The 15533-nt window shown below is 68.8% G+C and carries 10 protein-coding genes; 7 read left to right on the top strand and 3 right to left on the bottom strand.

What is annotated here, in order from left to right; genetic code table 11:
• Positions 1-178: 178 nt before the first annotated feature.
• Entirely contained in the window at positions 179-3094 is a 2916-nt protein-coding gene (locus IT359_11905) for an insulinase family protein (GenBank protein MCC6929686.1), read from the bottom strand.
• Between the two features lie 297 nt (positions 3095-3391).
• Between IT359_11905 and IT359_11900 the strand changes: the two genes are divergently transcribed.
• From IT359_11900 to IT359_11870, 7 genes are all read left to right on the top strand, one after another.
• A complete protein-coding gene (locus IT359_11900; GenBank protein MCC6929685.1) occupies positions 3392-6220 on the top strand; it encodes a chemotaxis protein CheW in 2829 nt (942 codons plus the stop codon).
• On the top strand, positions 6217-6690 hold the full coding sequence (locus IT359_11895; GenBank protein ID MCC6929684.1) for a chemotaxis protein CheW: 474 nt from the start codon (positions 6217-6219) through the stop codon (positions 6688-6690). The genes IT359_11900 and IT359_11895 overlap by 4 nt, the downstream gene beginning before the upstream one ends.
• 67 nt (positions 6691-6757) lie before the next feature.
• Positions 6758-8764 carry a hypothetical protein gene (locus tag IT359_11890; GenBank protein MCC6929683.1) on the top strand — a complete coding sequence of 669 codons (2007 nt, stop codon included), beginning with the start codon at positions 6758-6760 and terminating at the stop codon, positions 8762-8764.
• Positions 8765-8767: 3 nt separating this feature from the next.
• Positions 8768-10006, top strand: coding sequence for an MFS transporter (locus IT359_11885; GenBank protein MCC6929682.1), 1239 nt, complete (start codon positions 8768-8770; stop codon positions 10004-10006).
• Positions 10007-10226: 220 nt separating this feature from the next.
• Entirely contained in the window at positions 10227-10592 is a 366-nt protein-coding gene (locus IT359_11880) for a response regulator (GenBank protein ID MCC6929681.1), read from the top strand.
• Positions 10592-11689 (top strand): chemotaxis response regulator protein-glutamate methylesterase, encoded by a 1098-nt coding sequence (locus IT359_11875; GenBank protein MCC6929680.1) that lies wholly within the window; start codon positions 10592-10594, stop codon positions 11687-11689. Before IT359_11880 ends, IT359_11875 begins: the two co-directional genes overlap by 1 nt.
• Positions 11686-12552, top strand: a complete 867-nt coding sequence (locus tag IT359_11870; GenBank protein ID MCC6929679.1) for a protein-glutamate O-methyltransferase CheR — start codon at positions 11686-11688, stop codon at positions 12550-12552. Before IT359_11875 ends, IT359_11870 begins: the two co-directional genes overlap by 4 nt.
• Before the next feature lie 85 nt (positions 12553-12637).
• Here IT359_11870 and IT359_11865 read toward each other — a convergent pair whose 3' ends face one another.
• Together IT359_11865 and IT359_11860 are read right to left on the bottom strand one after the other, a co-directional pair.
• Positions 12638-13960, bottom strand: a complete 1323-nt coding sequence (locus IT359_11865; protein ID MCC6929678.1) for an OmpA family protein — start codon at positions 13958-13960, stop codon at positions 12638-12640.
• A gap of 280 nt (positions 13961-14240) precedes the next feature.
• Positions 14241-15527 (bottom strand): threonine synthase, encoded by a 1287-nt coding sequence (locus IT359_11860; GenBank protein MCC6929677.1) that lies wholly within the window; start codon positions 15525-15527, stop codon positions 14241-14243.
• Positions 15528-15533 lie beyond the last annotated feature (6 nt).

The following is a 15533-nucleotide window of genomic DNA, read 5'->3' as shown; positions in this document are numbered from 1 at the left end:
CGGATCGCATCACAAGCCCGCGCTTCGACTTGGCGATCCGTGCCTGGCCACGGCTGGCCCCGAATCGAGCATGTAGAATGAAGTATTTCGTCAACCCGCGAGCAGCTCCCCTCGTCCGAGATTGCACTGACAGCGCTCCCCCGACGTCGACCCTTCGCTCACCCTCTCGGGCTCGCGATCAGGGCGTGGGCGGCGCCGCCGGAAGCAACACGAAGCGCGCGTAGCGCCCCACGTCGAGATACCGCCGCGCCGCCTCCTGCAGCTGCCCCGCCGTGAGACCCTTGATGAACTGGTCGTACCGCAGGAGCCCGCGCGGATCCTCCTCGTTTTCCAGGCGCGCCGACAGGTTGGCCAGCCAGTAGGAGTTCTCCTGCAGGTTGACCTCCAGGGTGCGTTGCTGCTGCTGCCGGATCTTCTGCACGTCGCCCTCGGCGATGGACCCGGCCTTCACCGAATCGATCACCGCGCGCACGGTGGAGAAGAGCGAATCGGCTCGCGCCGGCGCCGAGCCGTACTGGATGCTGAGCGAGAACTCGGCACGCGGGAGTCGCGTGACCTGGGCGTCCACCCCCACCGAGTAGGTCCCGCCGAGCGCCTCGCGCAGGTTCTCGAGGAGGCGCATCTCGAGGTATTCGCTCAGCGCGCGGAGTGCATAACGCGTTTCCGGCGCGAAGGTGGCGGGGCCATGAAAGATGACGAGCGTGGATGCCTTGGGCTCGACCCCCTTGCGCACCGTCTTCTCCACCACGCCGTCAGGTGCACGCACCCCCACGTCGCGCCAGCGCTCCACGTGCCCCTGCGCTGGCAGCGAGGCGAGCCACCGCTCGACCAGCGGGCGCATGCGCTCCAGCGTGAAGCTCCCGGTGAAGACAAAGGTGAAGTCCGATGCGTCGGCGAAGCGCTCTCGATAGATCTCGAAGGCGCGAGCAAACGAGACGCTGTCGAACAGCGCGCGGTCCACCGGGCGCGCGCGAGGGTGGGCACTCGACATCGTGACGAGCACGGTGTCGGAGAAGACCGCCTCGGGGGAGTTGGCGCGGTTGGCAAGGAACGGTGACACCTGCGCCTTGAACGCGGCAAAGGCGGCGGAGTCGCGGCGAGGGGCGGTGAAGCGGAGGTAGGCGAGCTGGAATATCGTCTCCAGGTCCTTTGACGAGCCGCCGCCCACCAGTCCTTCGCTCAGGCCATCGATGAAGGTGCTGGCGCGCGCCTGCTTTCCCGTGAGCTTCTTGCCGAGTTCTATGGCGGAGAAGTCGGCGAGCCCTCCGCGCTCGGCAATGGTGGTGGCGAGCATCGCCGACGGATAGTCGGCGTCGCTCACCAGGCTCGAACCGCCGGGGCTGAAGGCGCGGAACATGACCTCGTCGGCCTTGAACGTCGTGGGCTTGAGGAGGACGCGGACGCCGTTGGAGAGGCGCCAGACGGTGGCCCCCAGATCGGTCCAGGTGGACTCGGCCACGATGCGCCCCGGCGTGGGTGTCGTGGCGACGAGCGGGGCGTCGGAGACGGTCTCGGCCCAAGGGGTGACCGTGGTGGTGTCGGCGGCGCGGAAGGTGGCCAGGACGGCGCGCTCGCTGGGGACGGTGGCGCTGTCGCGGGCCGGAGCGGCGATGGTGACCACGCGATTGTGGTCGCTGATCCACCGCCGGGCGAGGGCGTTCACCTCGTCCACCGCGACGCCGGGGAGGAGGCGTTGCACCTGCCGGTATTCCCAGGCAATGCCGGGGGCGGGGGTGGCGGTGAGGAACTGCTCCACATACTCGTCGACGTAGTTCCCCGACTCGGTCTTGTCGCGCTCGGCGTGCGCGCTCTCGTAGGAACGGAGCAAGGCGCTCCGCGCCCGCGCCAGCTCCGAGGGGAGGAAGCCGTGCCGACCCACGCGGCGCGCTTCCAGCAGGACGGCCGACAGCGCCGGGAGGAGGCCCCCATCCTTTGCAGCTGCCGAGAGCTGGTAGACGTCGGTGGAGCGCACGAAGCGGCCGTAGGCCGAGCCGGCGAAGGCAAAGGGCGCGTCGGGGCGACGCGAGATCTCCGTCAGGCGCTGGTTCAGCATGTAGTTGTACAGCTCACCCACGAGCGAACGCCGGTAGTCGCCAACGGTGCGCTGCGGCGCCGGCGGGTGCTTGAAGAGGACGGACACCTGCGCCGATTGCTGTTCCGGGTCGGTGACGATGCTGACGAGCGTCGAGTCGTTGTCGGGGACGCCGATGGTGGGGCGGGGGCGCAGGCGCGCCGGTCGCTTGAGCGCGGCAAAGTGCCGGCGCACGAGCGCCTCGAGGCGCGACGGATCCACGTCGCCCACCGCGACGACCGCCATGTTGTCCGGGCGGTACCAATCCGTATAGAAGCGACGGATGGGAGACGGCGTGGCCCCCTGGATCACCTCGGGAAGGCCGATGGGGAGCCGCTCTGCATAACGAGAACCGCGGAAGATGACCGGGAACTCCTTGTCGGTGATGCGCTGCGCGGCGCCGAGCCCTCCGCGCCACTCCTCGAGCACCACGCCGCGCTCGTTCAGGACTTCGGTGGAGTCGAAGAGCGCCCCCTGCGCCCAGTCCTCCAGGATGTCGAACGACTTCTCCACCAGTCCCGGCTTGTCGGTGGGAACGGGGAGGATGTAGAGCGTCTCGTCGAACGACGTCGAGGCATTGAGGTCGGCACCGAAGCGCACGCCGATCGACTCGAGGTACGAGACGATGTCGTGCTTCCGGAAGCGGCGCGTTCCATTGAAGAGCATGTGCTCGGTGAAATGCGCGAGCCCCCGCTGGTCGTTGTCCTCGAGAACCGACCCGGCGTTCACGACGAGGCGAAGCTCGAGTCGCTGCGCCGGCTTGGCGTTGCGGCGGATGTAGTAGCGGAAGCCGTTAGGCAGCCGCCCGATGCGCACCGCCGGGTCGCTGGGAATGACGTCGCGGCTCGAGGCGCGTTGTGCCGCCGCGGCGGGTCGCGCCGACGTCGTCGCCTGCGCGTGTGCCCGCGCTGGCGCCAGGGGCGCGAGCGATGCGGCGGCGAGGAAGGCGAGGGCTCCCGACCAATGCGGGGATGCGTGCCGGGGTGCTGGGCGCGGGACGATCGAGCGGCGAGTCGAGGGCATGCACACTCCACGGAACGGGGCAGCGGCCACCGCGTACCGATGCACGGCGGCGCGGGAAAGGTACCGCCTTGGCACATGGGGCGCCTCGCCGCGCAGCGAGGGTCGTGTGCAACTCCATGCGCACGCCCGAGTTGCATGGGGGCGGTGCGCGCGGCGGCCATGGGACGGGCCGGCCATGGGCGCGCCCTACGGTGCACTCATCTAAAGGTTTGGCCTAGTGAACCGATGATTAAGCGTAGGCTCCTGTCGATAGTCCCCCCGACAGGGCGATACCGAATCCCCTACGCCCACGCGCCGATGGATGACCTGCTGCGCGATTTCCTCACGGAGAGCGCCGAGAACCTGCAGAAGCTCGATCAGGACCTGATCGAGCTCGAGGTCCGCCCGCACGATCTCACACTCGTGCACAGCATCTTCCGCACGATTCACACGATCAAGGGCACGTGCGGCTTCATCGGGCTTCCGCGCCTCGAGGCGCTGGCTCACGTCACCGAAAGCGTACTGGGGGCGGTCCGTGAGGCGCGCCTGATGGTCGTTCCGGCGATGATCAGTGACATCCTCCGCTCCGTGGACACCATCAAGGCGATCCAGGGGGAACTGGAGCGCGACGAGGTGGAGCCGGAAGGGGACGACGGCGCGCTGATTGGTTCGTTGCAGGCGTGGCTCGATATCGCGACCAATCCCGCCGGGAGCACGGTGGCCTCGCCCACGCCCATGGCGGTGCGCGCGATGATGGCCGACAACAGCTCGCGCGAGTCCGCGCGCAGCGGCGGCCAGGTGGAAATCGCCGCGGCCGAAGCGCCGGAACCGCCCGAGCTGCAAGGCGGGACGCGCGGCACGTTCGAGTTCTTCGACACCGGCGAGGTGATGGCGGTGCATCGCGATGCCCTCGCGGCCGGCGCCCCCGGACTGGTGGCCAGCACGGGCGCGGCCAAGTCGGCCGCAGCCGCAACGCCCGCGGCGCCGGCAGTTCCGGCGCCGGCGCCGGAAGCCGCAAGCGCCGCGACATCCGCGCCCGCCCCCGCCGCAGCGGCACCAGCGCCCGCCAATGCCGCCAGCGAAGGGGGCGCATCGGCCGAAGGGCGCGGCTCCATCGCCGACAGCACGCTGCGCGTCAACGTGACGCTGCTCGACAAGCTGATGAACCTCGTGGGCGAGCTCGTGCTCGCGCGCAATCAGCTCATCCAGATCTCGGCGGTGAACGACGACTCCGTCTACGCCGCGCCGGTGCAGCACCTCAATCGCGTGACCACTGACCTGCAGGAAGCGGTGATGCGCACGCGCATGCAGGCCATCGGTGGAGCGTGGACCAAGCTGCCGCGCCTCGTGCGCGACCTCGCGCTCGCCAGCGGCAAGCAGATCGCGCTGGAAATGCACGGCGCCGAGACGGAACTCGACCGGCAGATCCTGCAGGCCATCCAGGATCCGCTCACGCACATGGTGCGCAACTCGGGCGACCACGGCATCGAGATGCCGGACGTGCGTCGCGCCGCCGGCAAGCCGGAGCAGGGGACAATCCGCCTCAACGCGTACCACGAAGGGGGGCACGTCATCCTCGAGATCACCGACGACGGCGCAGGAATCGGCGTCGACAAGGTGCGCCGCAAGGCGGTCGAGCGCGGGCTCGTGCCGGCCGATGTCGCCGCGACGTTGAGCGAGGCGCAGGTCTTCCGCTTCATCTTCGAGCCCGGCTTCTCCACGGCCGAGAAGATCACGAATGTGTCGGGGCGCGGCGTGGGGATGGACGTGGTGCGCAGCAACATCGAGAAGATCGGCGGCACGGTGGAGCTGTCGTCGCGCGAGGGACGCGGGACGACAGTCCGCATCAAGATCCCGCTCACGCTCGCCATCATCTCGGCGCTGCTCGTGGGCGCAGCGGACGATGTGTTCGCCATTCCGCAGATCGGCGTCGTCGAGCTGGTGCGGGTGAGCGACGAAGTGCGCCACCGCATCGAGACGGTGCAGGGGGCGCGCTTCTTCCGCCTGCGCGACACGCTCTTGCCGCTGGTGTGCCTGAGCGAGCGCCTGGCGTTGCAGGTCACCGAGCTGCCTGACGAGTACAACATCGTCGTCTGCCAGGTGGGCGACACGCCGTTCGGGCTGGTCGTGAGCGAGGTGTTCGACACGCAGGAGATCGTCGTGAAGCCGGTCGGGCGCCTGGTGAAGCACATCCCGGTGTATGCGGGGTGCACGATTCTGGGCGACGGGCGCGTGATCATGATCCTCGACACCACGGGGATTGCCAACGAGGCCCTGGCGGTGGCGCACGCCGAGCAGGGGGCGATGGCCGCGGCGACCGAGGGGAGCGACGACGAAGCGGCGACCGAGAGCGTCCTCCTGTTCGACGCGGGCGGAAGCACGGTGCAGGCGGTGCCGCTCTCGCTGGTGGCGCGGCTGGAGGAGATCCCCGCCGACAACATCGAGGAAGCAGACGGGCGGGCGCTCGTGCAGTATCGCGACGCGCTGCTCCCGCTCCTCGCGGCGCACCCGGCGATGAACCTGCGCGCCCGCACCCCGCGCCCGGTGATCGTCTTCACCGACAACGGGCACTCGATGGGGCTGGCGGTGGACGAGATCCGCGACATCGTGAGTGCGCGCCTGGCCGTGGAGCCCGGCGCGCACCGAGCGGGCGTGCTGGGTGTCTGCGTGATTTCGGGGAAGGCGACGGAGATCATCGACACCAACTATTTCCTGCGCCAGGCGTTCGGCGACTGGTTTGCCCCGGCCGCACAGCTGCAACGCGAGGACACCAGCGTCCTGCTGGTCGATGACTCGCGCTTCTTCCTCAACCTGATTGCCCCCGTCCTGCGCGGCGCGGGCTACAAGGTCAGCACCGCCAACGACGGACGCGATGCGCTCGACCGCCTGGAGCGGGGCGATCGCTTCGACCTCGTGGTGAGCGACATCGACATGCCGACGGTGGACGGCTACGCCTTCGCGCGCGCCGTGCGCGCCAACCCGGGATGGTCGCACATGCCGCTCATTGCCCTCACCGGGCGCAGCACCCCCGCCGACCGGGAGCACGCGCGCGCCTGCGGCTTCAACGAGTTCCTCGTGAAATTCGACCGCGACGCCGTGCTCAGTGCGCTGGCGCGCTACGCCACGCGCGTGGAGGCAACTGCATGAGCACCGTCAGCACCAACGCCCGCGAGACGGGAGCGGCGGCCATCGAGTACGTCACGTTCCGCCTCGCCAACCAGTGGCTGGGCATCCCCGTCCTCCTCGTGCAGGAAGTGCTGCTGGCCCAGCGCATCGCGCGCGTCCCGCGCACGCCGATCGAGGTGGCGGGCTTCCTCAACCTGCGCGGCCAGATCGTCACCGCGGTCGAGCTGCGCACGCGGCTCGGGCTCCCGCCGCGCGACCCCGATCACGCGCCGACGAACGTCGTGGTCCGCCACGAGGGGGAGCTGTTCTCGCTCCTCGTCGATGAAGTGGGCGACGTGCTCTCGGTCGAAGCGACGGCGGTGGAACCACCGCCGCCCACCCTCGAACCGACGTGGCGCCAGGCGTGCGCCGGTATCGTCCGCCGCGAACGCGGCCTGCTTGTCGTTGTCCACGTCCACGCCCTGCTGCGTCTCGAGCTCGCCGCAGCGTAATACCTCTCCACACAGGAACAGAACCATGCCGCGAGTCAAGCCCGCCCGGGTGTCTTCCAGCGTCAAGTTGCTCCGTGATTCGTTCGACGCGCTCAAGCCGCGCGCCGACCTCCTGGCCCGCACCTTCTACCGCATCCTCTTCGAGCGGTACCCCGAGGTGAAGCCGCTCTTTGCCCACGTCGACATGTCCGAGCAGCGCAAGAAGCTGCTCCAGGCCATCAGCGTGGTCGTGGCCAACGCCGACAAGCCGGAGCGCCTCGAGGAAGTGGCCACCGCGTTAGGCGCACGCCACGTGGCCTACGGCGCCAAGGCCGCGCACTACCCGGCGGTTGGCGATGCGCTGCTGGCCGCGCTGGCCACGGTGGCCGGGCCGCTGTGGAGCAAGCCGCTGCAGAAGGCGTGGGGCGATGCCTACCAGGCGGTCGCGAGCTTTGCGATCGCCGGTGCCGAGTCGGTCGAGGTCGAGGGCGAGGGCGAGGCGCCGGCCGCCGCGGCCCGCGGCACCTCGCCGCTCACCTCCAACCCGGCGCTGCTGTATTCCGCGCTCGAGGGCGTGGGGACAAACATCTTTGTCGCCGACACGAACTTCGACCTCGTGTGGATGAACAAGAAGTCGCACGAGACGATGAAGGGGATGGAGGACGTGACGGTCGCGCTGTTCGGCCTGCGCGAGGACCAGATGCTCGGCGGCTCGATTGACCGCTTCCACGTGGGCGAACTCAAGGGACGCGTCCGTCAGCTGCTCACCAACGCGCGCAACCTCCCGTATCGCCGTGTGATCACGGTCGGCAGCCGCAAGCTGGACCTCTGCGTCAGCGCCATCTGGAACAAGGAAGCGGTCGCCGGCTTCATCGTGAACTGGGAAGACGTCACCGAGCGTGAGCGCGCCCAGAGCGAGGCGCAGCGCCTGCAGAACATGATGGACAACGTGAACATCAACGTGATGCTCACGGACCTCGACCTCACGCTGACCTACGTCAACCCGGCGTCGATCCGCACGCTGCAGGCGCTGCAGGCGTACCTCCCGATCCCGGCCGACAAGGTGCTGGGGCAGAAGATCGACATCTTCCACAAGGACCCGTCGCACCAGCGCCGGATGCTGGCCTCGGACAAGAACCTCCCGCATCGCGCCAAGATCAAGCTCGGCCCCGAGACGCTCGACCTCAACGTGGTCGCGATCTACGACAAGGATCGCAAGTACATCGGCGCCATGGTCACCTGGGCGGTCATCACCGACCGCGTGCAGATGGCCGATGACTTCGAGCGCAACGTGCAGACCGTCGTGAGCGTCGTCAGCTCTTCGGCCACCGAGCTCGAGGCGAGCGCGCAGGGGATGGCGGCGTCGTCGGAAGAGACCACGCGCCAGGCACAGGCGGTTGCCGCCGCGTCAGAGGAAGCGACGCGTAACGTGCAGACCGTGGCCGCGTCGTCGGAGGAACTCACGGCGAGCATCCGCGAGATTGCGGCGCGCGTGCAGGAAGCGTCATTGATCTCGCAGACCGCCGTGAAGCAGGCGGCCGTGACCTCGGACACGATGGCCAAGCTGGGGCAGTCGAGCCAGGAGATTGGCCAGGTGGTGAAGGTCATCACCTCGATCGCGCAGCAGACCAACCTCCTCGCGCTCAACGCCACCATCGAGGCGGCGCGCGCGGGCGAGGCAGGGAAGGGCTTCGCGGTCGTCGCCAACGAGGTGAAGGAGCTGGCGCGGCAGACCGCGAAGGCCACCGAGGAGATCGGCAACAAGATCGCCGGCGTGCAGGCCGACACCGGGCTGGCCGTCACCGCCATTCGGGAGATTGCCGGCGTCATCGACAAGATCAACGAGATCTCGACGACCATCGCGGGCGCGGTCGAGGAGCAGAACGCGGCGACGGGCGAGATCTCGCGGAACGTGAGCGAGGCGGCGCGCGGGACTGCCGACGTGAGCTACAACATCGCCAACGTGACGCAGGTCGCCATCGAGAGCGGACATACCGCAGAGAACATCAAGGTCGCCTCGGGGCAGCTCTCGTCGGAATCGGAGAAGCTCAATGCGGCGGTTGCGGAGTTCCTGAGAAAGATGCGAGCTTTCTGATCTATGCGCACTCGCGCGGCGATCGCCCTCGCAATGTTCTTCACGCTGGTTCCGGTGACGCTCCTCGTCCCGGGACTGCACGAACTGGTCATGACCGCCCATGGCGGTTCGGCGAGCGACGCGCATGCGTTCATGACGGTGAACATGCTGGCTGGGATGTTCACCGTCCCGCTGGGGATGCGGTTGGCGCGTCGGCGCGCGGAGGTGGGGCGGTGGATCGCCCTCGCCCTCGTGGTCGACGCGTTGGCCTTCGTGGGGATGTGGCTCGCCCCGTCGCTCCCCGTGCTCTTTGCGTTCCGCGTGCTCGACGGCGCGGTGCACCTTCCGGCGGTCACGCTCCTGATGCTGGCGTCCAACCGGACGTCGGGGGAGAAACGCGGCGGCTCGCTGGGGGCGCTGGCCACGGCGCTCATGATCGGCGTGGCGATTGGTTCTCCCTTCGGTGGCTGGCTCGTCGATCGGGGGACGGGGCTGGTCTACACGGTGGGAGCCGCACTCCTCGTGGTGGCGGCGGTGGTCTCGCTCGCCATTCCCGCGGTCCCGGTGCCGGCCGCGTCGCCGCGCACGCATCGTTATGCCTTCGATCGTGAACGTCTGCGGGCGTGGATTCCGCTCGGCTACGCCTTCATGGATCGCTTCAGCATCGGCGTGTTTGTCTCGACCTTCACGCTCTTCCTGACGCAGGTCCACGGACTCAGCGCGTCGCAGCGTGGCGGGCTGATCGCGCTCTTCATGCTCCCCTTCGCCCTCCTGTGCTACCCGGCGGGGCGGTTGGCCGATCGCATCGGCTGGTTCGTTCCCATGATGGTGGGCAACGTGCTGTTCGGTGTGGTCTTCGCGTCGTACGGCGTGGTGCCGCAAGGATGGCTCCCGGCGGCGATGCTCGCCTCGGGGGTCCTGTCGGCGCTGATGTTCACCCCCAACCTCCTCCTCATCTCCGACCTCGCGCGACGCGGGCACGGCGAGGGGCTGTTCGGTGCCTTCCAGGTGGCCGGCTCCCTCGGCTTCCTTGTGGGGCCGATGGTTGGCGGCATCCTGCTCGTCCTCACGCGCGGGGACGATCCCGTGCGCGGGTACCGGACGATCTTCGCGCTCGTGGGGGCGCTGGAGGGGGGGCTCGCCCTCCTGGCATTCGGCGCCTTGCGCGCACTGGCGCGCGAGGTTGGCGAAGATCGTGCGGCACATCACATCGCCGAGCGCGTGACGTCGCCGCGCTGTTCCTCCACCGCGTCGCCTAACTAGCGACCCGCGCCGCGAGCTGCAGCGCGAGCCGCAGCTCGAACTGCGCCGCGAGCTGCAGTGCGGCCGAGTCCGCGCGCGGCGACGTGTCCGGCGCTGCACCATGCGCGGCGCAGGAATTCCTCACAACAGCTTCTGGTGGTGCGGCCGATACTCCCGGGTACGGGCCGCGCCGAACGTCGCGGCACCCGCGATCCTCCTCCGACGCTAGAGCGACGCGGACATGAAAGAGATTCTCGTCATCGACGATTCACTGGCCATTCGCAAGGCGATCCGTCGCATCCTGGAACCGATGGGCTACGCCGTGCGCGAGGCGCCGGATGGCGCGCAGGCGCTGGCCGCCTGCCAGGGTGCCAAGCCCGACGCCGTGCTGTGCGACATCGACATGCCCGTGATGGACGGGCTCACGTTCGTGCGCGAGCTGCGGGCCAACCCGGTGTATGCCGACACGCCGGTGATCATGTGCACGACGCACAACACGTTCGAGAAGATCCAGCAGGCCATCGGGCTTGGCGCCAACGAATACATCATGAAGCCATTTGACGCCGAGATCATCGGCGGCAAGCTGGCGGCGTGCGGAATCGCCTGATGGCGAACCTCCCTCCCATTCGCGTCCTGCTGGTCGACGACAGTGCGGTGGTGCGCGGTGCCATCGGGCGCATTCTCGAGGATGCCGGCGACATCACCGTCGTGACGACGGCGCCTAACGGGCAGCTGGCGCTGGACGCCCTTCGGCACCTGGACGTCGACGTCGTGTTGCTCGACGTGGAGATGCCGGTGATGGACGGGATCACGGCGCTGCCGCTGATCCTGAACATGTATCCCAAGGTTAGGGTGATCATGGCCAGCTCGCTCACGCAGCAGGGGGCGGCCATCACCATGCAGGCGCTGTCGCTTGGCGCGGCGGACTACATCTCGAAGCCCTCGGCGCGAGCGGGCGGGGCGGCGCTGGCCGGCGTGTCGCGCGAAATCGTGAGCAAGGTGCGGGCGATCGGGCGCGCGAAGAAGACCAACATCGACCCGGTGCTGCGCACGGCGCCGCGCCCCGCGCCTCCGGCGGCCGCCTCGATCATCGTCGCCGCGCGCGGCCCGGCGAGCGACGTGACGCCGAAGGTCGTGGCGATCGCGGCGAGCACCGGCGGCCCCAACGCCCTGGCCGACGTGCTGGGCGGGCTCCCGGCGGACTTCCCGCTCCCGATCCTCGTCACGCAGCACATGCCGCCCGTGTTCACCGCGCTGCTCGCGCAGCGACTGCAGCGCGACGCCGGGCGTCCCTGCCTGGAGGCAACCAACGGGATGCCGGTCAAGCCCGGCTATACCTACGTTGCACCTGGCGACTGGCACATGCTCGTGCACACCATCGAGGGACATCCGGTGCTCAAGCTCGAACAGACGCCGCCCGAGAACCACTGCCGCCCCGCGGCCGACCCCATGCTGCGCTCCATTGCCGCGGTGTACGGGCCGGCCACCCTCGCGGTCGTGCTCACCGGGATGGGCGACGATGGATGCCGTGGCTGCGCGGCGGTGCGGGAGCGGGGTGGGCGCGTGATTGCCCAGGACGAGGCGACGTCGGTGGTGTGGGGGATGCCGGGTGCCGTGGTGCACGCCGGCCTGTCGCAGCATGTCCTTCCCCTCAAGGAAATCGCCGGGAAGATCACCTCGATCAGCTGTGTGGGGGCCGCATGATTGCGCCGGACGACTATCGATTCCTCGCCGAACTGCTCAAGCGCGGTTCCGGCCTGGCGCTCGGGGAAGGCAAGGAGTACCTCCTCGAGAGCCGCTTGCCGCCAGTTGCAACACGCTTCGGGCTGGCCGACCTGGCGGCACTCGTCGGGGCCCTGCGCACGCGCAGCACCGCCGAGATGGTCAAGGCGGTCTGCGATGCGATGACCACCGGCGAGACGCTCTTCTTCCGCGACAACGCCCCCTTCCAGGCGCTGGAGAAGCAGCTGATCCCGGAGATCGTCCCGCGCGCCCGCGCCCAGGGACGCGCGATCCGCATCTGGTGCGCCGCCTGTTCCACTGGGCAGGAGCCGTACTCGATCGCGATGATCATGGACCAGATGAAGGCCACGCTGGGGACCACGCGCGTCGAGATCGTGGCCACCGACTACGCGGCGGCGACGCTGGCCCGCGCGAAGGAAGGGATCTACAACCAGTTCGAGGTGCAACGCGGGCTCCCCGTGCAGCTGCTGATGAAGTACTTCAAGCAGGTGCCGGCGGGCTTCCAGGTCACCGATGCGCTGCGGAGCACCATCAGCTTCCGCGAACAGAACCTCCTGCAGCCGTTCTCCGGGCTCGGGACGTTCGATGTGGTCTTCGTGCGCAACGTGCTGATCTACTTCGACGCCGACACCAAGCGCGACGTGCTGGACCGCATCGCACGGATGCTTGCACCCGGCGGGACGGTGCTGCTGGGCGGGACGGAGAACACGCTGGGGCTCACCGAGTCGCTGGCGCGCGTCCCGGGGGCGACAACGTCGCTGTATCGCCGCCCGAGCGAGATCGCCTCGGCCAAGGCACCGGTCGCCGGCAAGGCCGTCGCCTAACGCGCCATCGGGTCACGGATGGACGAAGCCCCCGGCGCCATTGGCGCCGGGGGCTTCGTGTCGTTCCGGGACTTCCGTTCAGGCGCTACTGGCGGCAGGAGGCCGACGTACCGGCGTTGCCAACCGACCAGATCTCGACGCGACGGTTGACGCCGTGCGCCCGCTTGGACTTGACCGGCTTGTCGTGATCGTCGTCGAGCACGAGGCAGGCCTCGCTGAAGCCCTTCTGCGAGATGCGGCCGGCGTCGATGCCACCCTTGGTCAGGTAGCCAACGACCGTCGTCGCGCGGCTGTCGGAGAGCTTCTGGTTGTAGGTGTCGCTGCCGTACGGGTCGGTGTGCCCTTCGACCGCCACCTTCCAGTCCGCCTTGTCCTTCAGCGTGGCGATGACGCGGTCGAGCGTGTCGCGCCCGGCCTTGGTCAGCGTCGCCTTGTCGAAGTTGAAGTAGACCCAGTTGAGGCGGACGAGGAGTTCGTTGACCGTGACCGTGACGGTCGAGGTCACCGTGTGCCCGTTGGCGTCGGTGCAGCTGGCGGTCACGGTGTGCGTGCCGGCGGAGAGCGTCTTGGTGATGCTGGCGCCGGTGCCAAGGTCGCCGTCACGGTTGCTGCGCCACGTCACCTTGTTGGAGATGGTGCCGTCTTCCTTGTCCGTGCAGGTCGCCGTGAAGGTGACCGGCCCGGTGAACGCCGAGCCGTTGGCGGGCGCGGTGATCGTGATGACCGGCGGATCGTTGGCCGGCGGCGGAGGCGGTGGCGGCGGCGGGGGCGGCGGCGGTGGCGGCGGGGGAGGCGGCGGCGGTGCCGGCTTCTCGTAGCACTTGCCGTTTACCGAGTAGCCCAGGCCGACGCGCAGCCCGTAGTTGGTCGCCTTGCCGTCGAGCGTCCCTGCCGTGCTGTTCTGGTTCGGCGACGGGTTGTAGTCGCCGACGAGATCACCACGAAGGTTCCACTTCTCGTTGAGGCACTGCTTGAGCCCCACGAGTCCTGTGAAGGCATCCTCGTACTCGTTCTTCGAGGCGAGCTGCCCAGTGACCTGATTGGTGCGGCCGATGTACACGTTGTTCTGGTAGCCGGCGCCCAGCAGCAGGCTCGTCTTCTCCGCGAGCTTGGGCGCATACACCACGCGCGCCGCCCACGGGCGAAGGGTGAGCGACTTCGTCGTGCCGCTCGCGAGCGACCAGTCGGCCTTGCCGAACTGGAGGTCGCCTTCTGCCCAGAGTCGCTTGAAGAGATGCACGCCGGCGCGGCCACCCAGCGTGAGCGTGTTGTCGATATCCAGGTTCTTGTCGAACAGGTTGAACTGCCCGAACCCTCCCACCTCGACGGCGAGCGGCTTCTGGGCGTGGGCCGGCAAGGCAGCCATGGCCACCGCCAGCACCGCAACCCCTACGAGTCGTTGTCTCATGCAATCCTCTGGTGAATGGAGCGATTCACTGCGTCGCACGGCCGCCCCCACAAACGCCGAAGGGCACGCCACGCCAGAAGTACCGACAACATAGCGGAATCCGGCGCCTCGCGACAACCTTTCTCGTCAGGCAACCGATTGTCAGTACTGCAAACGCGCGGGACTTGTCAGGTAAGACCCCGGCAGCCGCCGCAAAGTCAACCGACGGGCAACCTGACGCACAGGCAACATCGCGGGGAGCGCCACGCTCCAGCGCCCCCGCGCCCCACCTCACGCCGCGCTACCCCATCTGCAACACCCGCTCCACCGCGGCCAGGTCGGCATCGATCTCGATCGGTCGGTTGGCGCGCGGCGGTGGCGGCGCCGCCTCCTGGTGGTACCATTGCAGGACCCCGGGATCCTTCAGCACGTGGCCGGTGAGGATCGAGACCACCCGCTCGTGCGGTGCAATGATCCCGTCCTGCACCATGCGCCGGACTCCCGCCACGCTCGCCGCACTCGCCGGCTCGCAGCCAACACCGGCACCGTCGATCGCCGCCTTCGCCTCGAGGATCTGCTCATCGGTGACGCGCGTCACAATCCCGTTCGTCTCGCGAATGGCAGAGACCGCCCGGTCGTACGACGCCGGATCGCCGATCCTGATCGCGGTGGCCATCGTGTCGGCCTTCATGCGATGACGTATGGCGAAATCATCGGAAAAGCTCTGGTAGAACGGCGATGCCCCCGCCGCCTGCACCGCCAGCAGGCGCGGGACACGGTCGATGAGGCCCCACGCCCTGGCCTCGCGCAACGCCTTTCCGAACGCGGAAACATTCCCGAGGTTGCCGGCGGGGAGCGCGATCCAATCCGGCGCCTCCCATCGCAACTGCTGCAACAGTTCGAAGACGATCGTCTTCTGCCCCTCGAGCCGCCACGGATTGATCGAGTTCAGGAGATAGATCCCGAGTCTGGAACTCGATTCGCGCACCAGTGAGAGGCAGGCGTCAAAGTCACCACGCACGAGAAGGGTGCGCGCCCCGTACGCCAGTGTCTGCGTGAGCTTGCCTAGCGCGATCTGGCCGGCAGGGACAAAGACGAGGGCCGGGATGCCGGCGAGCGCCGCGTACGACGCCAGCGAGGCCGACGTGTTGCCCGTGGAGGCGCAGGCCACGGCGCGCGCCCCGAGCCGCCTGGCTTGCGTCACGCCAACGGTCATGCCGCGGTCCTTGAACGAGCCCGTGGGATTCATCCCCTCGTGCTTGAGGAGGAGCCCCTCGCACCCGGCAAAGGCCCGCACGGCGTCGCGCGCCAGGAGCGGCGTGTTCCCCTCGGGGTAGCTGACGGGGGTTGCGGCTGACGGATGCACGATCTCGGCAAAGCGCCATACGCCCGACGCGGTTGCGCCTGGCGACGTCAGGCAGCAGCGCGCGTCGAAACGCGCCCGCAGCGAGGGGGCGTCGTGCGCCGGCGCCGGGTGCTCGATGGCGAGCAGGCCGCCGCACCGCGGGCACTGCGGCGCGGCGTCGTCGTCGGGGAGTGCGTGGCCGCAGTTGTCGCAGCGCTGCACCGGGCGGTGGGTGTCGGTCATGGGAGG

It is taken from the genome of Gemmatimonadaceae bacterium (genome assembly GCA_020852815.1).
GTDB lineage: Bacteria > Gemmatimonadota > Gemmatimonadetes > Gemmatimonadales > Gemmatimonadaceae > SCN-70-22.
This window is presented reverse-complemented; position numbering and strand designations above follow the sequence as displayed.